Origin of the sequence: Nocardia pseudovaccinii NBRC 100343 (genome assembly GCF_001613225.1) — a bacterium.
Lineage (GTDB): Bacteria > Actinomycetota > Actinomycetes > Mycobacteriales > Mycobacteriaceae > Nocardia > Nocardia pseudovaccinii.
On sequence record NZ_BDBY01000376.1, the window covers coordinates 22,404 to 43,624 of the forward strand.

A 21,221-nucleotide genomic window follows, 5' to 3' on the forward strand; every position below is an offset into this window, starting at 1 on the left:
GGCCGGTGGCTCGGCTGCCTGGACAACCCCGGGCGGAATGTCCGAGCCGCTGTTCGAGCTGGTCCGGCCATCGCAAGGACCCCGAGGGCAGGCCCAACAGTCAATGTTCCGAATCGAATGCCGTTCAGAGTGAGCTTCTACCGCCCGTTCGAAGCGAGCACGTCCGGGAAGCCGAACATCGCGACCAGCGCTGGATCGTGGAGTGCGATCACGCGGGAGACACCGGTAGTAGTCGGCGCCAGCACCACGATGCCGCTTGCCCGGACCGTGCTGTCCGTGTCTCGGAAGTACACGACGGCGGCGGGCTGGCCGTTGGCTGTAGTAGCGATCATCCGCCAGTCGCCGGGTGTGCCGAGCACGTACGTGTCGAGCATGTGTATGCATTTCACCCGGCCTGCGTACCATTCGCGGAATGGCGTCGCCTCCAGCGTGGCGTCCGTGCGCAGCACTTGTTCCAGCAGACCGGCATCGGAACGCTCGAAGGCTGTGATGTAGCCGTCGAGCAGTGCACGCGCCCGCTGGTCGGTCGGTTCGAGCAGTTCCTCGGGCTCTGGATCCAGTTCGTCCAGCCGGGCGCGGGCGCGCTGCAGACCGCTCTTCACCGCCGCCGTAGTGGTGCCGAGGATCTCCGCGGTTTCGGCCGCCGAGAATGCCAGCACCTCGCGCAGGATGAGGATCGCGCGCTGGCGGGCGGGCAGGTGCTGCAGGCTCGCGATGAGTGCCAGCCGTAGCGACTCGCGCGCGATCACCGCCGCGGCCGGATCGTCGGTGGCCGGGGCGATCCACCCGTCCGGCAACGGTTCCAGCCACGAGACCTCGCCCGGCGCAACGTGACTCGGCGGTCGAGCGGGTCCGTCGTAAGCCCCTGTCAGTCCCGAGGGCAGCACCCGGATCCGACGCGGTTGCAATGCCGTCAGGCAGACATTGGTGGCGATCTTGTAGAGCCAGGACCGAATCGACGCGCGGCCCTCGAAGCCCGCGTAGGAACGCCATGCTCGAAGATATGTTTCCTGTACCAGGTCCTCCGCGTCCTGGGACGAGCCGACCATGCGGTAGCAGTGCGCCAGCAGCTCTCGGCGGAACCGCTCGGTTTCGGCGGCGAACCGGTCCTGGTTCGCCGCCTCCGGCACGCGCGCCGTCATGTCGCGAGTGTAGGCCGCGGCCGGTCGGCCGGATGCGCGATGGAATCCACAGGCTGCTCCTTGTCCGGACCGGTCCCGCCGGTCGTCGCTGATTACGACCGGGATGCTGTTGCGAAGGAATCGAAACGCAGCTCAGGCGTGGGTCACGGCAGCAGTGCCAGTTTGCCGGTGGTGGTCCGGGTTTCGAGTTCCGCGAGGGCTTTCGGACCGTCGGACAAGTCATAGGCGGTTGGGCGAGCGGGGGTGAGGACTCCGGTGGTGATCAGCGCGGACAGCTCACCCATGAGCTCGCCGAATATCTGCGGTGCGGCCTGGCTCAGCACGCCGATGTTGAGGCCGATGATGTGAACCTGGTGCTTGTACACCAACTCCCAGTTGGTGAGCGCGGCTTCACCGCCTGCCACGCCGTAGACGACGATGCGGCCGGTGATCCGCTTGGCCGCGGCCAAGCTGGCGTAGAAGGTGGCGCCGCCCGCGGACTCGAGCACCAGATCGGCGCCGATGCCTCCGGTCAGTTGCAATACCTCGGCGGCGAGGTCCTCGGTGCGGGAGTCCAGGACGCGGTCGGCGCCGAGTGCCCGCACAGTCTCGTGCTTGCCCGGCGAGGCAGTGGCGATGACCGTCGCACCGTAGTACTTGGCCATGGTCACCGCGGCCTGGCCGGTCGCGCCCGCCGCGGCGTGGATCAGCACGGTCTCCCCGGCGGTGATGCGGCCCAGCGGTCTGAGCGCGGCCAGCGCGGTGGGCCAGTTCACGACCAGGCCGAGCGCCTGCTCGGCCGTCCAGCCGTCCGGCACCGGCACCGCCGCAGCCGCGGGCAGGACCATGTACTCGGCGAAAGCCCCGTAGCCGACGCCGATAACCCGGGCCCCTGGTTGCGGGCGGGTCGTTGCCGCACCCACCGCCACGACCTCGCCCGCCGCCTCGAAACCCGCCAGATACGGTGGTTGCGGACCGCCGAGGAACGTGCCGTGGGCCCTCGAGATGTCGGCGAAGTTGACACCGGCGGCAGCGACCCGGATCAGGACCTCGCCCGGACCGGGCACCGGTACCGGTGCGTCGATGATCGAACGCATATCCTGCGGCCCCTTCAGCGAGGTCTGCTGCAGGGCGCGCATAGTGGTGGGAATACTCACAGCCATCAGCTCTCTTTCTCGGCGTGCGTCGCGGTCGGCCGCTTCGGCGGTCCGCACCGTCGACCATGTAGACCTCGGTCGCCACAGAAAGGAATCGGCAGCCGCGCATCGTCCGAACATCGACGAACCGGTGATCCCGCGCGAACGCCATGCGGCACAGCGACCTCGGCAGCAGTCGACGAGAACGAGGTGTGCTGCCGCCAACCGCGCTGACCGCGTCGACACCCGGATCGGGTGGCGCCTGAATAGCGGTCGACAAGCGGTCCGAAAACAGCAGCAGGTCAGACCCCCTTTGTCTTGTCGCAAATCGACAGGCCAAGGGGGCCGCGTGCTGTAGCCGATATGTCTGCCGGTCCATTTCCGGCGGTATCGCGAACTGTTCGAGAAAGTGGAACCTCTGTCAATCGGTCGTAGGTTCGTCTGTGGCGGCCTGATCTGGGCCGAGCGCTCGTGGGGGTGCGGTAAGGGCCTGCGTCGCACCGAGAACTGCGCCGATACCCGCGCCGATGGCGGCGAGCGGTGCCGCCATGAGGGCCGCGCCGTATGCGGCGCCGATGGGCCCCGCGGCGAGACCGATCGGTGCGAAAGGCACGCCGATCAGCAGACCGAGTGCACCGCCGACACCTGCGCCGATCAGTGCGAACGGGCTCGCCACCGCTGCGCCTGCGGCAGCACCGAGCGCCGCGGAGCCGACGGTCTGACCCGCAACGCGATCGGAGCGAGTGCGCTCCATACCCACCGAGTCGAAGAACGTTGCGAGATCGGCCTCGGTCATCGCCGCGGCGTCGTTGAGTTGGATAGCGGGCTCCCGCGGCAGCCAATCCGGTGCCTCGACCTGTACGTTTCCGAACCGCAACATGCCCGGCGGCGGCGCGATCGGCGGCACCGGTGCGACCGGGACCGGACCGTGCAGCGACTCGACCGGCGATAGATACTCGTTTTTCGGTGCCGGTCGCGCCCACTGCAGCGAACTGCGCGTGTCGTCCGGGATTCGCGTTCCCCGGTACGGGCGCACATTCGGCACTTGGGCGGCGGGCCAGTCCGGGGACTGCTTCGTCTGCTCTGCCTGCATGGTGGGTGCCGCCTCGGCCGAATCCGTGTCGTCGGCCACGAAGGCAACGTGATCGCCGTGTTCGGGCTGGCTCGCCGGAACGTGTCGGTCGAACTCGGCGTTCGCGGTTCCGTTGCTCCCCACCATGGTGAGAAGAACGGGAACCGCTCCCGCCACAACCATCGACCCCATCTTCTGTTGACGCGGACTGACTTTTCTGTGCTTGCCTGTGCCCATCTATTACCTTTCACAGTGCAGAGAACTTGTTGATTCGCATTCGGAATCACAGGGCGTCTTGGATGGCCGAGAATGCGGTGACAGGTTCGAATCAGGGCCGCCACCAGGACTTTCCGGGCATTTCAGCACGCTGGATCATGGTGTCCATATCCGCCACCCATGCCGCGACAATGAACATGACTCGGTCGCACTTTCCGAGCAGTCGGAGCTGGATCCCGAGAGAGCGGCTACGAAATTCGCGTTGAACAGGCTTTATGGTCAACATCGCCGAGCGTTCGCGAGCGTAGCGAGGACAATACGAAAACGCCCCTGACCAGCCAATTAGGGCTTGTCAGGGGCGTTCGCCCTGGCGGAGGATAGGGGATTTGAACCCCTGAGGGCGTTAACCCAACCCGCGTTCCAGGCGAGCGCCATAGGCCACTAGGCGAATCCTCCGTGCAGCAGCATACCGGGTGCCCCCGGCCGGTCACCAAATTGGGGCTGGTCGGGGCGGGGAACTCCCAGTTCGGCCCCGTTTCGACCCGTCGCGGTCCACCCCGGTGGTGATCATTGCCGGATCCGCCCGCTACACTTGCATACGGATCCCGCGCGGCGCGCATCCTGTGAACTCCCCCAGGGCCGGAAGGCAGCAAGGGTCAACGGGCTCTGCCGGGTGCGCGGGGTCCCCTATATTCACTCCAATTCGGAGCAACCGCCGGGTAACGTGAACACGGTCCGCCGGACGTCGAACGCGCCCGGCTGGATCAGAGGGTCCGACCGCGGTAATCGGCTCGGACGTCAATCGCCCCTTCGCTGCTTCGAAAGGCTGCTCAGGATGCCCCGGCAAACGCAGATCGGTTTGATGAGCCCCCCGGAGCTCGTGTCCGAACACGAGACCCAGACCGCGAATTACGCGACGCTCCAGACCGAGAAGCTCACGCTGGATCTGACCAGGGGTAAACCTTCGCCGGAACAACTCGACCTCTCCGCGGAACTGCTCACGCTGCCCGGTCCCGGCGATTTCAAGGACGGCACCGGCACCGATTGCCGCAACTACGGTGGGCTGCACGGTCTCCCGGAACTGCGCGCGATCTTCGGTGAGCTGCTCGGCATTCCGGTCGAGAACCTGATCGCGGGCAATAACGCCAGCCTCGAGCTGATGCACGATGTGATCAGCTACGCATTGCTGTACGGCACACCGGATTCCGAGCGCCGCTGGGTGACCGATTCCACGCTGAAGTTCCTGTGTCCGAGCCCCGGCTATGACCGGCACTTCGCGATCACCGAGGCGCTCGGCTTCGAGATGATTCCGATTCCGATCGGTCACGACGGACCGGATGTGCACGCCATCGCCGGACTGGTGGCCGATGATCCGCAGATCAAGGGTCTGTGGGCGGTGCCGAACTACTCCAACCCGACCGGCGTCGTCTTCTCCGAAGAGGTTGTCCAGGAGTTGGTTTCGATGCCCACCGCGGCGCCGGACTTCCGCCTGTTCTGGGACAACGCCTACGCGGTGCATCCGCTGACCGATACCGCCGCACCCGTCCTCGACGTGCTCGGTATGGCGGCCGCGGCCGGAAACCCGAACCGCCCCGTTGTTTTCGCCTCCACCTCGAAGATCACCTTCGCCGGTGCGGGGGTGAGCTTCCTCGGTGCGTCCACGCCGAACCTGAACTGGTACCTCGAGCACGCGGCGAAGAAGAGCATCGGCCCGGACAAGATCAACCAACTGCGTCACCTGCGGTTCTTCAAGGACGCCGACGGCGTGCGCGCGCATATGCAGAAGCATCGCGCCATCCTCGAACCGAAATTCGCACTGGTACTGAAGATTCTGGAGGATCGGCTCGGCGCGTCCAAGGTGGCGTCCTGGACCGAACCGAAGGGCGGCTACTTCATCAGCCTCGATGTCCTGGAGGGCACCGCGGCCAGGGTGATCGCGCTGGCCAAGGATGCGGGCATCGCGCTCACCGCGGCCGGTTCGGCCTTCCCGTACCGGAATGACCCGGAGGACAAGAACATCCGCATCGCCCCCAGCTTCCCGCAGCTGCCGGAACTGGAGAAGGCGATGGACGGTCTGGCCACCTGTGTACTGCTCGCGGCCACCGAGAAATTGCTCGGCAAATAGCTCGACACACAACGGGCGCATACCGAATCGGTATGCGCCCGTTCTGTTTTCGCTCGAATGTCAGTGCGGCTTATGCGCCAGTACAGCGAACATGGTCACCGATAGGTGGACGTCACCGGATTCGGCGCCCCGTTCCAGATCCGCGATGAGCTGGTTGCGCTGTGCCTCGGTGATGGAACCTCGCGCGACCGCCATGGCGGAGATGCGGTTGACCAGCGCGCCCGCGCCGACCGTCCGGTCCTGTACCAGGGCGTGCGAGCCGACCTCATCGATAACCAGGCCTGCCTTGGTCAGCAAGCCGGGTAGCCTGCGGCCGGAGAACGGGTTGGTGGTCGCGGCGATCAGGGTGTCGACGACCTCGCGAACCACATGACGGTCGCCCGGATGCACGATTGCCGTACCCCAGTCGCTGTCCATCACAACGACACGGCCCCCGGGCTCGAGCACCCGAGCGATCTCGTTGGCGGCACGACTCGGCGCGGTCAGGTGTTGGAACACCCGCTCGCAGAGCGCGGCGTCGAAGGTTTTCGCGCCGAACGGCAGGCCGTAGGCGTCGCCGGAATGGAACTTGGCCGTCGAACCGGCCTTTTCGGCCCGGCGTTCGGCGGAGGCCAGCAGCTGCGGATCGGGTTCGACACCGATCGCGGTGCCGGTCGGGCCGACCGCATCCGCGAAGGCGATGACCTCCGTGCCGGTGCCTGATCCGACATCGACCGCACTCTCGCCGGGCTGTAGCGCCAATGCTTCATGTGCCCACGTGCGCAGTCGGCGGATGCCCGGCAGCGCCGCCTGCAGATCCCGCACGTCGACCAACTGATCCTGGCCCGCGCTATCGAAGCGATCCGGGCGTAACCCCTGCATATTCATGGGCCCGATTCCGTCTCTAGGTATTGCCGTCGTCTGAGGCATGGCGCTGAGCCTACTTCGGCACCGACCGCATCGCACGGCAAGATTGTGAGGTGGGTCACGATTCGGGTATGCCACCGATCCGGGTGGGCCGGACCACGCAACGGTTCCGAGTGAGATGATCGGAGAAGTCCGGTACCAGCGAAAGGAAAGTCCCGTGCCCAAAGCGAAGTCCGCGACTGTCAAGCTGTGTCTCGCCCAGGAGCCGGAGGCGGACAAACTCCTTTCCGAGGATTCCTTCGCGTTGCTGACGGGCATGCTGCTCGATCAGCAGTTCCCGCTCGAACACGCCTTCCGCGGGCCGAAGAAGATCGCCGACCGCATGGACGGCTTCGATATCCAGCGGATCGCCGACGCCGATACCGAGGCGTTCGAAGAACTGTGCGCGACCCCGCCCGCCATTCATCGCTACGGCCGGTCCATGGCCCGCCGCACCCAGGAACTCGCGCGCTATGTTGTCGAGCATTACGACGGCAAGACCGAACGTATCTGGACACAGGGCGATCCGGACGGCAAAGAGGTGCTGCGCCGTTTGAAGGACTTGCCGGGCTACGGCGATCAGAAGGCCAGGATCTTCCTCGCGCTGCTCGGCAAGCAGCTCGGTGTGCAGCCGAAGGGCTGGGAGCCAGCGGCAGGCGCCTACTCCGAAGCTGGCTCCCGGCGCTCGGCCGCCGATATCGTCGACAGCGAATCCCTTTTGGAAGTAAGGGCTTTCAAGAAGCAGATGAAGTCCGCGGCCAAGAAGTCCTGAAGTCGCTCGAGGTTTGCCTATTCGAATCTGCCTGTATTTTTCCCTCGTGCCCGATTGAGTTCTCGCCGATGCTTTTCCCTCGGTAGCAACACCTAGATGAGGGAACGCAGTACATGAAGATGAGGAAACTCGCCGTCGTCGCGGCGCTGGTGACCATGGCGACCGGTGTGGCCGCGGGCACCTCGGGCGCCGCCCCGGCCGCGACCGAAAGCGACGACAGCGCAATAAATTTCACCGCGGAAGCGGTAAACGATTCATCGATTATCAAGACCGACGCGGGTTCGCTGGCGGTCGAGGGCGATGTCTTCGAGATCAAGGCCGCCGATGGCACCGTGCTCGCGGGCACCCCGCTTCGGTTCCGGATCGACGACTTCGAATTCCCTATTGCCGCACAGATTTCCGATCGCACCGCGACATTGACCCCGCAAATCGATCGCGAACACGCGGCCTACAAGCCGGTCGCGCTGCCCTACGAGGACCAGGCCCCCTGGAAGACCCCATACGACCGTGAGGTCGCGGCCTGGACCCGCTTCACGAGCACCGTCTCGGCGGCGGCCACCATCGGTACGCTGGTCGGCGGTCTCGTCGGTGGTGCGGCGGGCTGCGTGCTCGGCGGTATCGCCGGTGCCACGGTCGCCTCGGCGACCATCGTCGGCCTGTTCGGTCCGTTCATTCCGGCCGCCGCCGTCGGCTGCCTCGGCGGCATCATCGCCGTTGGTGCCCTCGGCACCCTGGCCGGTCAGATCCTGGTGACCGCGCCGGTCGCGATCGGCGCGGCGATCCAGTACTTCACCACCATCAACCAGCCGTTCGTCCCGGCGAAATAGGCCGCACGGCGTCCGTGGCCCCACCGTCGCCACGGACGTAGGCCCCGCTCAGTACTGAGCGGGGCCTTCTTGTGTCGATCGGCAAGATCATGACCAGGTCTTTTATGCACGCGCATTACTTGCGTTGACATTTAATGCGTGTGCATCTAAATTACCGAACGTGACTATGACAGCTACCGCATCCGAGGCCCGGACCGCCGCATCTACCGAGCACACCCCGGGCCGTTGGGGCCCGACGTTGTGGGCCGTGCTGTTCGTCGCCGGTCTGGCGATGTTCCTCGACGCACTCGACGTCTCGATGGTCGGCGTCGCGCTCCCGTCCATCGGATCCGAACTAGGGCTCAACACCGAGAGCCTGCAGTGGATCGTCAACGGCTACATCCTCGGCTACGGCGGCCTGCTGCTGCTCGGTGGCCGCGCCGCCGACCTGCTCGGCCGACGACAGGTATTCCTCACGGCCCTTGTGGTTTTCGGACTCGCCTCACTCGCGGGCGGTCTGGTCGACGACGGTGCGCTGCTGATCGCCAGCCGCATCATCAAGGGCGTCGCCGCCGCATTCACCGCACCCGCCGCACTTTCGATCATCACCACCACCTTCAAGGAAGGTCACGATCGCAACCGCGCACTGTCGATCTTCACGGTCTTCGGCGCCACCGGTTACGCCTCCGGCCTGATCGTCTCGGGTCTGCTCACCGGCATCGACTGGCGACTGACCTTCTACGTCCCGGTGCTCGTCGTCGCGGCCGTGGTGGTTACCGCCTACTTCGTGGTGCCGCGCAATGTCGAGAAGGAACGGGGTCGCATCGATTTCGCCGGTGCCGCACTGCTGACCGGTGGCATGCTGGCCGCCGTCTACACCATCGTCACCGCACCCGAAAAGGGTCTCACCGCAACGGTTGTCGCGACCGCGGTAATCGCCGTCGCTCTGCTCAGCGCGTTCTTCGTGGTGGAGAACAGGGTGGCCCACCCGCTGGTGCGGCTGAGCATCTTCAAGGTGAAGTCGATCGTGCGCGCGAATCTGGCCGCACTGGCCATCTTCGGCTCCTACATCAGCTTCCAGACGATCGTATCGCTGTACCTGCAGAACACCCTGGGTTGGGAGCCGCTGAAGATGGCGCTGGCCCTGGCTCCGACGGGCATTATCGTGGCGATCCTGTCGCCGGTCGCGGGCAAGCTGATCGACCGCTACGGCACCACGCCGATGATCATCGCCTCGATGACCTCGTTCGTGATCGGGTACGTCTGGTTCATCTCCTTCGGCGGTAGCGCCGACCCGACCTACGTCGTGGACTACCTGCCCGCCTTCCTGCTGCTCGGTCTCGGCTTCGCGCTCGGCTTCTCCTCGGTCATGGTGCAGGCCACCGAGGGCATCGCAGACCACGAGCAGGGGCTGGCCTCGGGACTGGTGCAGACCTCCGGCCAGATCGGTGGCGCGGTCGTACTCGCCGTGGTCACCGGGCTGATCAGCGGTGGCGCCGCCACCGGCATCGCGCAGTACCGGCCGGGTCTGTACCTGGTCACCGTGGTCGCGCTGGTCGGGCTGGTCGCCTCGGCCACCGCACTGCTGGCCCGTCGTCAGTTGGTCGCGGAAGCGGCGTAACCGAACAGCCCGGGATCGGGCGAGCCAGTCACCCCATGGGGGTCGCCGAAGCGGCGGCCCCCATTCGGCTTTTTCGGGCAAATCGTGCTCTGGGCCACATTTTGCTCGGAACCCGGTGCGCGCCAAGGATTTCGGAACGAACCACGCATCCGGGGAGTTCCCGCTCCGCCGATAGGGCTTGGTGCGCGGCGATTTCGGTGTTAACTTTGACCCCATGTCTTCGAGCCGTCCGACCGCACTGCGGGTCACGTACGTGACCGCCGCACTGGGTCTGCGACTGCCGTTGACTCGCGAACTGTGTTGTTCCTGCTGCAGCTGAGCCGCTCTTTCGGCTCGTGCGCTGCCCCGCCGCCGCACGTGTAGGCACGTCCCGTGGTACGGGACTTCAGCAAGGAATCTTCATATGTCCCTCACCCTTGATCGATCCGGCTCCAGGGTCGTAACCGGTCGTGTCCGTGTCCAGCGTCCCGTCATCGCGCCGGAACTCCGCATCGCCGACAATCCGGCCGCAGCCGTGCTGCGCGCCGCGACCGGCGGTCCGGTTTCCCGTGACAATGCCGCGCGCACAACGGGTTTGAGCATCGCGACGGTCAACCGCCAAGTATCGGCGCTATTGGCCGCCGGACTGCTGCGCGAGCGACCCGATCTGACCGCATCGGGTGCGGTCGGCCGTCCGCGGGTGCCGTTCGAAATCGACCACGAGGCCTATCTGACCCTCGGCATCCACATCGGCGCCGCGGTCACCAAGATCGTCGCAGCCGATCTGCGCGGGCGCATCCTCGGCGGGCTGGCGATCGCGACGCCGCAGACCGGTCAGGACTTCGCGACCACGACCGTCGCGCGCAGCGCCAAGGCCTTCCTGCAGCGCTGGCATCGGCGCAAACCACTCTGGGCCGGTGTGGCGATCGGTGGACGGGTCGATGCCGCGACCGGTGTCGTCGATCACCCCAAGCTGGCTTGGCAAGGGGCGCAGGTCGGTTCGGTGCTCGGCGAGGTGCTCGAGCTGCCGGTCTCGGTTGCCCCGCACGTCGAGGCGATGGCCGCGTCGGAACTGCTGTTGCCGACCGGCGAGCCGCGTGGGACCACCGGCCCCGGCAGCAGCCTGTACTTCTATGTTCGCGAAACCGCCGGTATCGCAGTGACTTTGGACGGCCGGGTGCATACCCCAAGCAGCGGCCCCGGTTCGATCGCGCACTTCCCGACCGGCTCCGATGTCGAATGCACCTGCGGACGGCGCGGCTGCCTCGAGGTGACCGTCGGTGATCGGTCGCTGCACGCCAGAGCCGTCGGTCGCGGAATCATTCCCGCGCACAAGGGCACCGGCGGCACCACCATCGCCGACCTGTACCGCGCCGCCGAGGCGGGCGCGGCGGATGCACAGGAGCTGCTCGCCGAGCGCGCCACCATCCTCGGACACACCGTCGCGATGGTCCGCGACATGCTCAATCCGGACCGCGTGATCCTAGGCGGCCAAGCGTTCACCGGCTACCGCCCCGCGGTCGCCCACGTTGCCCGCGCCTTCACCCAGTCCTCCCAACTTCCAGCGACCGACATCCGCATCAGCGGATTCGGCGGCAAGGTGCAGGAATTCGCGGCGGTGGTCACCTCACTCAGCGCCATCTACGCCGACCCCCTCGCCGCCATCCGCCGCACAGCACTGAACGACTGACAGTTCGCCTGCAGGTCTTCTCGCCTACTTCAGGAAGTAGGCGAGAAGACCGGTCAGCAACGGCGCCAACGTCGTGACCACCGCTCGGAATTGTGCTGTCGCCGTATTGGCGAGGCCCATCAGCTCAGTGAGTCGATTGTGTCCCGCTGTCCACTCGTCATCGGGCAGTTGCACCAGCGCAATGCCGATCGGATACCAAAACCTTTGCGCGAATGTCTTGTTCAGATCGATGGTCGCCAGCTCCGACTCCATCGCACTCTCCCGTCCGCACACGCAAACGAGCGGCCGGGAGCAATGCAATCACAACGAGGCCCGCGCGGCTGGTCTTCCGCGATCGGTGGACGGCTGCCGACGAAATCGCTCGGCTCGCTGGATGCTCCGAGGACTTACGTGAAGAGAGCCTCGAGGGCGGTGATGAAGTACGGGAAGTGGCCTGCGAAGCGTTGCAGGTTGCGGTCGCGTTCGAAGGTGCCGAACCAGTAGAGGCCGGGCTGGGAGTCGGCGGCGAGGTTCAGGTCGCGGAAGGCGCGGATCCAGTTGTCGGCGCGGCCACCGATCACCATGAACGGCAGTGCGCGGGAGAAGACCAACTCCTGGTCGGCGGGTGGGATCTGCTCGCGGGTGGTCGCGTCGAGGCCGCGCTGTAGTGCGCGGATCCGGCCGACGAGTTCGCGGCCCTGGGCCGTGCGCACCGGTAGGAATCGCGGCAGCAGTACCGTCGCGACGCCTGCGAGCAGGATCGCGACGCCGACCAGTGCGCTGCCCGAGGTGAGCGCCAAGGCGATGGTCGCGGCGATACCGGCGACGATCAATGCCCCACCCAACAGGATCGGCAATCCGATGCGGGCCCGATCGATGAAAGCGCCGCGTTCGACCGCATCGTCGAGCATTGCGCTGCGCACCGTTTGGGACTGCAGGCGTCCCGGCGCACGCAACTCACCGACGGTCACCGAATCGGTGCCGTCCGGCAGCAGTGCGCGGTAAACCGCCTTCTCGTAACCACGCAGCTGGTCATCGGGTGCGTTCACCCGGTCGATGCGCCAGTCGCTATCGCTGACGGGCGTGATCCAGATGTACCGGCGTACGGCGAGGTCGATCACCGTCGCGGCGATATCGCTCGGATCGGCATGTTCGTCGAGCAAGACGCCCGCCTCGCCGGGCAGGATACCGTCCGGAGAGGTGAACTGGACCTGCGTACCGTCGCGCAGCAGCGGATCGATCGTCTCCGAACCGGCTGTGGCGGCGGCGTTTTCCCGCCTGGTCTTGACCACATAGCCCGCCATCGCGGCCAGTGCGAGCAGCAGCACACCGAATGCGACGAGCACCGGAGTCGTGAAGGAGAAGGCGCCTGCCTCGCTGTTGTCGCGAATATCGGCGTTGGCGGGTACCGTGCCGGGCGGCAGCTGCAGGGTCAGGTCGATATTGTCGCCCTTGCGCAGGTCGGTCTGGCGCCAGTAGAGCACCCCGTCCGCCTCGATCTGCAGATCGGAGCATTGCCGAAGATTGCCGGGCGGGCCCAATTTGCAGTCCACCACGCCCATTTCGTAGCTCGGGCTGATCAGGGATGCGTCGATCGATGCGACATCGGCATTGATGGTGCCGAGCCAGCGGAAGACCTGGGTGCCGGGTGCGTCGCTGACCGTGTTGTGGATCGCGTAGGTGAACGTCGATTCGCCCGGCTTGGCATCGATGGTGAACAGGTCGTTCGCGACCGTCGCGGTGCCGGGGCCTTTGGTATCGACATCGGTGACTTTGAAGACGCGTTCGACATCGTTGCCGACCTTGAGGCGCAGCGGCAGAGTCATTTTGAAGCCGCTGTCGGCGGGGACGGTCACCTTCTCGGTGACCTCGAGCACGCCCTCACGGCTCAGTTTCAGATCCGCGACAATATCGACGCCATCGGTTGCGGGCTCCGTGTGGGCAACCGGTGCGGCGGCCAGCATTCCCGCAGCGGCGAGAAGCAGCGCGCTCGCGACGCCCCCCCGTAAAGTCAGCATGGCTGCCTACTCTAGACAAGTTGCTAAGCTGCGTCAGCGGCTGTAGGCGATCATGAGATGAGGGGGTACGGGGGCGTGACCCAACCACCGTACGGCTACGGGCCGGTTCCGCCTGGTGGACAACCGGTTCCGCCGCGTCCCGGTTCGCCATATGGGCAGCCCGGATATCGTCCCGCGCCGGGGCAGCCCGGATATGGCCAGCAGCCGGGTTATCCACCCGGTTACGGCCAACCCGGTTACGGTCCGCCGCCGGGGTATGGCCAGCAGCCCGGTTATCCGGCGCCCGGATACGGACAGCGCGCGCCGATGCCGCCGACGCCCTATGGCCCACCCGGACGTCCACCGCAGAAGCGCAAGGGTGGCGGCGGATGGATCGCGCTGCTGCTGATCATCGTCTTCGTGGTCGCGGGTGGCCTGGTGCGCGGCGCGTTTTCGCATGGCAGGCTCAGTAGCACCGCGTCGGGCCCCGGTCCGAGCATGACCTATACGCCGGATTCGAACGGCGGGGTATCGGAAACCGGAACCAACCCCCTGCTGACCGATCCGAACACCACCTTAATCCCCGCGAAGTGCTCGTACGCACCGTGGAGCACGCAGGTGGACACCGCGCGCAAGTTCTTCGAGACCGCCGCGAGCTGCCTCGAGTCGGCATGGAAACCCGTACTGGCACAGAAGAATCTGCCGTTCCAGTCGCCGACACTGAATGTCAGCGCGAGCACGGACGGCATCACCACGCCGTGCACCGGTTCCACGAGTAATTTCGCCGCGTTCTATTGCCCGGCGAACAAGACGATCTACATGCCGCTCAGTCAGCTGCAGACCGATCTGTTCAAGGACAACTGGATCGTCTACCTCTCGGTCTTCGCCCACGAATACGGCCACCACGTGCAGGCGATGGCCGGAATCCTGCGCAAGGCCAACAGCGATCGCGTCGACGCGGGCGTGCGCAGTGAGAAGGGTTTGGAGCTCTCGCGCCGAATCGAGTTGCAGGCCAACTGCTTCGACGGCATGTATCTCGGCTCCTCGGCCAATGGCGGTTCGCTGACCACGGGGCAGATCACCCTCGCCCGCCGCGACGCCCACGGCCGCGGTGACCAGCGCGGCGATATGCGCGATCACGGGACCGCGGACAACGGTGGCACGTGGTTCGAGATCGGCGTGGACAAAGACCGTGCGGCACAGTGCAATACGTTCACCGCGTCGGCCAGTTCGGTGTCGTGACCAGATGACGCAGCCGCCCTACGGCTACGGTTCGCCGCCCGGATATCAATCCGCACCCGGATATCAGCGACCGCCGGGATATGGTCCGCCACAGGGTTATCCACCCGGTTACCGTCCGCCTTACGCGGCGCCGTACGGTCCGCCGATGCCGTATCAGCGGCCGGGTTATCCGCCGCGTCCGTACCCGCCGCGACGCCGGAGTTCGGGTGCTGGGCTGAGTGCGCTGCTCGGCGTACTGACGGCCATCGTCTTGGTCGTGGGACTGTTTGTCGTCTCGGCGATTTCGGCCGACAACGAGAAGAAGCGCAACCGCCCGTCGGCCTACACTCCGCCGACGCCGAGCTACACCTACACTCCGCCGACTTCGTCGACCTCCTCGCCGAGCCCGACATCGAGCGCCGCGGCGGCGACCACCAGTCGCGCCGCCGCGCCGACGACGACGAAACCCGCTGGGCCGCAACCTGTCGCGAAGCTCGGAGATAATCCGCTGTTCAGTGACACCGACACCGGGCTGATCAATGTCGAGTGCGGTTACCCGTCCTGGGCTGCGACGGCTGCCGCGGCCCAACGGTTCTTCGAGGCCGCCGCGGCTTGTCTGGACAAGAAGTGGCGGCCCGCCCTGCAGCGGTCGAATCTGCCCTTCTCCAGCCCGAATGTTCGGGCGCCCGCCCGAGCGGAGGACGAGCCATCGCCGTGTACCTCATCCGGTGGCAGCTATGCGGCGTTCTACTGTTCGGCGAACCATACGATCTACATGCCGCTCGATCACATCCAGGTCGAGCAGTACGGCAATGATGCGGTGATCTACCTGGCGGTTTTCGCGCACGAGTACGGCCATCACGTGCAGGCGATCTCCGGGATGACACAGCAGATGAATACCGAACGCAGCGCGGCGGGCACCCGCAGCGCTCGAGGGCTGGAGTTGTCACGCCGCTTGGAGTTGCAAGCGCAGTGCTTCTCCGGAATGTACGTCGGCACATCGGTCTACGATGGCGCCTTTACCGATGCGCAGGGAGCTCGCGCCACGCAGGACACGTATGGGCGCGGCGACAAGAAGGGTGACGCGCGCGATCACGGCACCGGGCAGAACGCTGGGGACTGGTTCGCGCAGGGCTACAAGACCGACCGGACACCCCAGTGCAATACCTGGCTGGCATCCTCGGACGACGTCGCGTAACCGGGTCGGTGGCCGCAACAGCCACGTCGTGACTTCGCGCTCTGCCGAGGTGCCGTGGCGGCGTTGGTGTTTCGTATCAGTGATCGCCACCCTGCGTCTGCCCGAAGTGCCCCTCGCCCAAGCGCCGCGGCGCATGTCCGTGCACGCCTTCGGCATACGCGGTCTCCGCATGCAGTGCGAAGTCGATGCCCGCGGACTCGTCTTCCTTGCTGACCCGGAATCCGAGGAAGCGGTCGATGGCCTTGCCGAGCACGAAGGAGACGGCGAACGCATACGCCGCGACCACCAGCACGCCGACCAACTGCTTGCCGAACTGCGCGAGCCCGCCGCCGTAGAACAGACCCTCGACCGCACCGGTCATCACCTGGTTGGCCAACAATCCGATCAGCAGCGTGCCGACGATGCCGCCGACGAAGTGCACGCCGACCACATCGAGCGAATCGTCGTAGCCCGCCTTGAATTTCCAGCCGACCGCGAACGAACACACCACACCCGCGGCCAAACCGACGATGAGCGATCCGAGCGTATTCACCGAACCGCACGAAGGTGTGATCGCGACCAGACCGGCCACCACACCCGAGGCCGCACCGAAGGTGGTCGGCCGCCCGTCACGGATCTGCTCGACGGCGAGCCAGCCGAGCATGCCCAGACAGCCCGCGACCAGGGTGTTCAGGAATACCGCTGCCGCAATACCATTCGCCGACAGGGCCGACCCGGCATTGAAACCGAACCAGCCGAACCAGAGCAGACCCGCCCCGAGCAGTACGAACGGCAGGTTGTGCGGACGCATCGCATCGGTCTTGAAGCCGATGCGCGGGCCGAGCACGAGGGCCAGCGCCAGCGCCGAGGCGCCGGAGGCGATCTCTACGACCATGCCGCCCGAGTAGTCGAGCGCGCCGAAGGAGGCCAGCCAGCCGTCCGGCCCCCACACCCAGTGCGCGATCGGCACATAGACCGCCAGCGCCCACAGCGGCACGAACACCATCCAGCCCGCGAATTTCGCGCGGTCCGCGATCGCACCGCTGACCAGTGCCGCGGTCAGGATGGCGAAGGTCAGCTGGAAGGTGGCGAACAGCAGTTCCGGAACGGTGCCGTGAACGGAATTCGGATCGATGCCCGCCATCCCGAAGTAGCCGAGATCACCGATCAGACCGCCGCCCGCGTCCTCGCCGAAGGCCAGGCTGTAACCGGCCAGCAGCCACACCACGGTCACCAGCGGGATCGCGATGAAGTTCATCATCAGCATGTTGAGTACGCCGGTCGAGCGCACCATCCCGCCGTAGAAAATCGCCAGCGCGGGCGTCATCAGCAGCACCAGGGCCGTGCTGACGAGCAGCCAGGCGGTGGCCGCGGGATCGATGGTTGAGGACACGGGGTAACTCCTTCCACGCGTGCATGCGTTGCGAAGAAGTTACCGAATGCTCACATCGTCGCTGGGTGTCGGCCCAGACAGTTCAGCGCCGCGCCTTCTTGGCCAAGGCGCGCAGACCGCGTCGCCCGGGCACCGGAAGGTCCTCGCTCTCGGCCATCCATTCGGCAGTGGTGAGCCACCGGCGCTGGATGCGCGCGTCGGCGGTGTCGTGGAAGAGCCGACGGCCGCGATCGTCGCGCAGGTCGTGGGCGAGCGTGGACCAGCGCGGCGCGCGGTCGTTTTCGGCCAGATAGTCGCGCAGGTAGGTCGCCACGATCGTGCCGATCGTATTGACCGGTCGCAGCGAGACCCGATTGCCGTACTTACCGGAGTAGAAACGTCTTGCGGCGCAAAGCGATCCGGCATTGGCGTTGGAGGCGATCCAGCCGGCGCGCTGGGCGCGCTCGATCAACCAGAGGTGTTTCACCGCGGTCGGGGCGATATCGCCGATCCGGTCCCGGATCAGTGTCATCACCGGTTCGGACTGCAGTACGTCACGCCGGGTGGGCCCGGCGCCGTGCGCGAGCCAATGGTCCTCGGCCAGCCGGGCAAGTATCCGGCCGAAGTCATCGATGCTGCGCTGGGCCCGGCGGCCGAGGCGTTCGATGCGTTCGGCCTCCCGGCGCATCTCGTTCTGCGCCGTGAGGGTGCGGATCGCCGCCATGGTCGGCACCTGGCCGCGTTCCAGTAGTTCGAGGATGGCGGCGGCGGTCGACGGATCGGCGGCTGCGGCCACCGGTAGCGAATCGCGCTTGATCGCGAAGTCCTGCGGGCTGATCGCCCGGCTGAGCAGGTCGACGGCGGCATGGTCGTCGGCGAAATCGGTGCTCGAAAGCCAGGCGGCGGCGATGTCGTCACACGACGGCACGGTGGAAATTTCCTCCGGTGGAAGTGGTGTGAGTTCGGCGAAAAGCGCCGGAATTGTGGATTGTGGATTTCAGGTTGTGCCCCGGTCGGGATGAGGGACCGGCCGGGGCCACCAACCTGATGAAGGTTTGGCTACCGAAGTTGCCGCTAACCACGGTAGCCAGGCGATTGCGTGTATGTCATGCTCGTTGATTGATTCGTTATCTCCGCAAATACCTCTCGAACCGGGGCGTGAGTTCAACTAATCGCCGCGAAGTGCACTGGACGGGCGCCAAAGTTCGCTGTTCGTCCGTTCTCGATCTTCGATTGCTCCGACTTTGCCGCCTTCGGCGCTGATCAGTGGGGGCTAACAAAGATCCGAGCATCCTGTGATCTGCATCACATTAATGTCGCGAAACGCCCGGCATCGCGCCGCGCCCGGCCTGTCGGTCCAGGGGAATGTGCATTGTCGGTGGGCGCCGGTAACCTCTGGCCGTGGCTCTGTACCGGAAGTACCGACCGGCAACGTTCGCTGAAGTGGTGGGTCAGGAGCACGTCACCGACCCGCTGAGTACCGCGCTCGACACCGGTCGCATCAGTCATGCCTATCTGTTCTCCGGTCCCCGGGGCTGTGGCAAGACCTCCTCGGCGCGCATCCTCGCGCGTTCGCTGAACTGTGTGCAGGGCCCGACCTCGACACCGTGCGGCGTCTGCCCGTCCTGTGTGGCGCTCGGGCCGGGCGGTCCGGGGAATCTCGATGTGATCGAACTGGACGCCGCGAGTCACGGCGGTGTCGACGACACCCGCGAACTGCGTGATCGGGCCTTCTACGCGCCCGCGGAGTCGCGGTATCGGGTGTTCATCGTCGACGAGGCGCATATGGTCACCACGGCCGGGTTCAATGCGCTGCTCAAGATCGTCGAGGAGCCGCCCGCCCATCTGATCTTCATCTTCGCCACCACCGAGCCGGACAAGGTGCTGCCCACCATCCGGTCCCGCACGCATCACTACCCGTTCCGGCTGCTGCCGCCCGCCACCATGCGCGGACTGCTCGGCAAGATCTGCGAGCAGGAGCAGGTGCCGGTCGAGGAGGCGGTGTACCCGTTGGTGATTCGCGCGGGCGGTGGGTCGCCGCGCGACAGCCTGAGCGTGCTCGATCAGTTGCTCGCGGGCGCCGGTCCCGAGGGCGTCACCTATTCGCGGGCGGTTTCGCTGCTCGGCGTCACCGATGTCGCGCTGATCGACGATGCGATCGACGCGCTCGCCGCCGGTGACGGCGCCGCCCTCTTCGGCACTATCGATCGCGTCATGGAGGCCGGTCACGATCCGCGCCGCTTCGCCGTCGACCTGCTGGAACGTCTGCGCGACCTGATCCTGCTGCAGGCTGTCCCCGATGCCGCCGACCGCGGCCTGGTCTCCGGCCCCGGCGATGTCCTGGACCGCATGCGCGAACAGGCCGAACGCACCGGCCCGGCCACCCTGGCCCGGCACGCCGAACTCCTGCACGAGGGCCTCGGCGAAATGCGCGGCGCCACCGCCCCGCGCCTGCTGCTCGAAATCGTCTGTGCCCGCATGCTCCTCCCATCGGTCTCCGACGCCGAATCCGCGACCCTGCAACGCCTGGAGCGCCTAGAGCGCGGCACAGCCACCGGAGCAATGGCGCCGGCCACCGCCGCGGCCCCGTCCGCTCCGGCGCAGCCCGACGCCCCAGCCCAATCGGCACCGCCGCGTTCGTCCAACGAACCTCCCCGCCGCCGAGGCGCGGAACTCCTTGCCGCCGCCCGCCGCGAAAAGGACGCCACCCGCACGGGCGCCAGCCCAGCGAGCGCTCCCGCGCAGGCTGGTGGCCCGGCGCAGAGCCTGCCCGCAGAGCGGGCAGCGGCTGTCGAACAGCACTCGACCGCCGGGCATGGTGCCGGTCCGGCGGGTTCGGCCGATGGGCCGGATCCTGCGGTCGGACCGAGCGCTGCGGCAACACAGACCCCATCGGCGGCAGCGCCTTCGGCCGCCCGCCAGCATTCTGCAGAGCAGGGTGCGGCCGCAGGGCAAGCCGATGCGGGAGCCGGATTCGCTTTCGTGCCGGACGATTCGACGGCCGAGCGCGGCGAGACGCAGGCGGGTGCCGATCGCACGGCTGTCGACCGGGGTTCGAGCACTGAACAGATCGGTACGGCAGAGTCGGCCGGAGTAGATGCCTCGGCCGGGACGAGCGGCGTACCCGTCGATGCGGCGTCCACGGGACAAGCACGCGATGCCGCACGTAGTGAGGCGTTCGCCTCTTCAGGCGTCGAATCTGCGGATCGAGCCGCCGCACCCGGTCGAGGTGTGGCCGACCCGGCGGGCGACTCGGGTTCGCAGGCTGCCGCCGGATTGCTGGAATCCGAAGGGACGCAGGAGGTCTCCGAGACAACTGCGCCGCGAGAGCGCGACTCCGCCGGGGTCACGGGGGCTGGCGAGGGTCGAGCACCGTCCGATTCAGAAGTTGCGCAGTCGATTTCGGCTCGGCAATCCGACCAGTCTGCCGCAGATCAGGCGGCGTCCAAGGCCGGTGCGGCGCAAGCGAGCCAGCAGACCGGTGGCGCAGGCGCGAGTGCCGCAGCGCACCACGACGCTGCGGTGAAACGGTCGGAGCGAGATGTAGCGGATCGGACCGCAGCTGGTGCGGCGCAAGTGAGTGAGTCGACGCCCGGGGCCGACTCGGGGTCTGCGGGCGCCGCTCGCGCTCTCGCGCGACCGGGTGGTGCGGCCCCGCAGGGCGGCGCGCAATCTGCTGATCACCAGGGAAGCGCGCAGGAGAACAGTGCGCAGGCTTTCGCGGGCCAAGTCGGTGCGGAGGCCGGTGGGCAGGAAGATGGGGATTTGTTGCGGGCGGTGGAGGGGGCCTGGGGGGAGATTCGGGCGAAGGTTCGGGAGTTCGGGCCTACCGTGCAGGCGTTGTTGTCGGGGGCGTCGGTGGCGCGGATCGAGGGGGAGGTGATCGTATTCGCGCATCAGCATGCGCCGTTGGCGCAGCGGTTGTCGGATCCGCGGAATGTGGAGGCGGTGCGGTCGGCGGTGCGGGCCGTGCTCGGCAGCGATCATCCGATTCGCTGGGAAGCGGGTGGGGCCGCGCCTCGGCCCGCGGCTGCCGCGCCGAAGGCGAGCCG

Annotated in this window: 16 protein-coding genes, 1 tRNA gene and 1 other RNA gene; 9 read left to right on the forward strand and 9 right to left on the reverse strand. The window is 66.7% G+C overall.

Going from position 1 to position 21,221, the window contains the following annotated elements; all coding sequences use genetic code 11:
• Positions 1-137: 137 nt before the first annotated feature.
• From NP3_RS40860 to NP3_RS40875, 4 genes are all read right to left on the reverse strand, one after another.
• A complete protein-coding gene (locus tag NP3_RS40860) occupies positions 138-1,142 on the reverse strand; it encodes an RNA polymerase subunit sigma-70 (RefSeq protein ID WP_063047060.1) in 1,005 nt (334 codons plus the stop codon).
• A 143-nt stretch (positions 1,143-1,285) separates the two neighbouring features.
• Positions 1,286-2,284 carry an NADPH:quinone oxidoreductase family protein gene (locus NP3_RS40865; protein WP_245721317.1) on the reverse strand — a complete coding sequence of 333 codons (999 nt, stop codon included), beginning with the start codon at positions 2,282-2,284 and terminating at the stop codon, positions 1,286-1,288.
• A 394-nt stretch (positions 2,285-2,678) separates the two neighbouring features.
• Positions 2,679-3,512, reverse strand: coding sequence for a hypothetical protein (locus NP3_RS40870; protein ID WP_245721318.1), 834 nt, complete (start codon positions 3,510-3,512; stop codon positions 2,679-2,681).
• A 401-nt stretch (positions 3,513-3,913) separates the two neighbouring features.
• Positions 3,914-4,001 (reverse strand) — tRNA-Ser (locus NP3_RS40875).
• A gap of 141 nt (positions 4,002-4,142) precedes the next feature.
• Here NP3_RS40875 and ffs point away from each other — a divergent pair.
• Together ffs and NP3_RS40885 are read left to right on the forward strand one after the other, a co-directional pair.
• Positions 4,143-4,237: signal recognition particle sRNA small type (gene ffs / locus NP3_RS40880), an RNA gene on the forward strand.
• Between the two features lie 143 nt (positions 4,238-4,380).
• Positions 4,381-5,670, forward strand: a complete 1,290-nt coding sequence (locus NP3_RS40885) for an aspartate aminotransferase type Ic (protein ID WP_063047062.1) — start codon at positions 4,381-4,383, stop codon at positions 5,668-5,670.
• Positions 5,671-5,730: 60 nt separating this feature from the next.
• On the opposite strand, the gene NP3_RS40890 is transcribed toward NP3_RS40885, so the two are convergent.
• The gene (locus tag NP3_RS40890) at positions 5,731-6,537 is read right to left on the reverse strand and encodes a methyltransferase domain-containing protein (protein ID WP_063047063.1); all 807 of its coding nucleotides are present in this window, start codon (positions 6,535-6,537) and stop codon (positions 5,731-5,733) included.
• 196 nt (positions 6,538-6,733) lie between these two features.
• Between NP3_RS40890 and NP3_RS40895 the strand changes: the two genes are divergently transcribed.
• The 4 genes from NP3_RS40895 to NP3_RS40910 all read left to right on the forward strand — a co-directional run bounded on the left by NP3_RS40895 (position 6,734) and on the right by NP3_RS40910 (position 11,423).
• Positions 6,734-7,327, forward strand: a complete 594-nt coding sequence (locus tag NP3_RS40895) for an HhH-GPD-type base excision DNA repair protein (RefSeq protein ID WP_063047079.1) — start codon at positions 6,734-6,736, stop codon at positions 7,325-7,327.
• 113 nt (positions 7,328-7,440) lie between these two features.
• The gene (locus NP3_RS40900) at positions 7,441-8,154 is read left to right on the forward strand and encodes a DUF8020 domain-containing protein (protein ID WP_063047064.1); all 714 of its coding nucleotides are present in this window, start codon (positions 7,441-7,443) and stop codon (positions 8,152-8,154) included.
• A gap of 166 nt (positions 8,155-8,320) precedes the next feature.
• Positions 8,321-9,754: an MFS transporter gene (locus tag NP3_RS40905; protein WP_063047065.1), complete on the forward strand. Its 1,434-nt coding sequence runs from the start codon at positions 8,321-8,323 to the stop codon at positions 9,752-9,754.
• A 403-nt stretch (positions 9,755-10,157) separates the two neighbouring features.
• The gene (locus tag NP3_RS40910; protein ID WP_063047066.1) at positions 10,158-11,423 is read left to right on the forward strand and encodes an ROK family transcriptional regulator; all 1,266 of its coding nucleotides are present in this window, start codon (positions 10,158-10,160) and stop codon (positions 11,421-11,423) included.
• Positions 11,424-11,447: 24 nt separating this feature from the next.
• On the opposite strand, the gene NP3_RS40915 is transcribed toward NP3_RS40910, so the two are convergent.
• A complete protein-coding gene (locus NP3_RS40915) occupies positions 11,448-11,675 on the reverse strand; it encodes a hypothetical protein (protein WP_063047067.1) in 228 nt (75 codons plus the stop codon).
• 134 nt (positions 11,676-11,809) lie between these two features.
• Entirely contained in the window at positions 11,810-13,420 is a 1,611-nt protein-coding gene (locus NP3_RS40920; RefSeq protein WP_063047068.1) for a DUF2207 family protein, read from the reverse strand.
• A 75-nt stretch (positions 13,421-13,495) separates the two neighbouring features.
• Here NP3_RS40920 and NP3_RS40925 point away from each other — a divergent pair, with 75 nt between their 5' ends.
• Positions 13,496-14,641: a neutral zinc metallopeptidase gene (locus NP3_RS40925; RefSeq protein ID WP_245721319.1), complete on the forward strand. Its 1,146-nt coding sequence runs from the start codon at positions 13,496-13,498 to the stop codon at positions 14,639-14,641.
• A gap of 4 nt (positions 14,642-14,645) precedes the next feature.
• Positions 14,646-15,818, forward strand: a complete 1,173-nt coding sequence (locus NP3_RS40930; RefSeq protein ID WP_063047070.1) for a neutral zinc metallopeptidase — start codon at positions 14,646-14,648, stop codon at positions 15,816-15,818.
• Between the two features lie 76 nt (positions 15,819-15,894).
• On the opposite strand, the gene NP3_RS40935 is transcribed toward NP3_RS40930, so the two are convergent.
• Together NP3_RS40935 and NP3_RS40940 are read right to left on the reverse strand one after the other, a co-directional pair.
• A complete protein-coding gene (locus NP3_RS40935; RefSeq protein ID WP_063047071.1) occupies positions 15,895-17,190 on the reverse strand; it encodes an ammonium transporter in 1,296 nt (431 codons plus the stop codon).
• A gap of 82 nt (positions 17,191-17,272) precedes the next feature.
• Positions 17,273-18,097, reverse strand: a complete 825-nt coding sequence (locus NP3_RS40940; protein WP_063047072.1) for a hypothetical protein — start codon at positions 18,095-18,097, stop codon at positions 17,273-17,275.
• Between the two features lie 473 nt (positions 18,098-18,570).
• Between NP3_RS40940 and NP3_RS50070 the strand changes: the two genes are divergently transcribed.
• Positions 18,571-21,221: DNA polymerase III subunit gamma and tau (locus tag NP3_RS50070; RefSeq protein ID WP_245721320.1), on the forward strand; the 2,651-nt coding region annotated here is incomplete at its 3' end.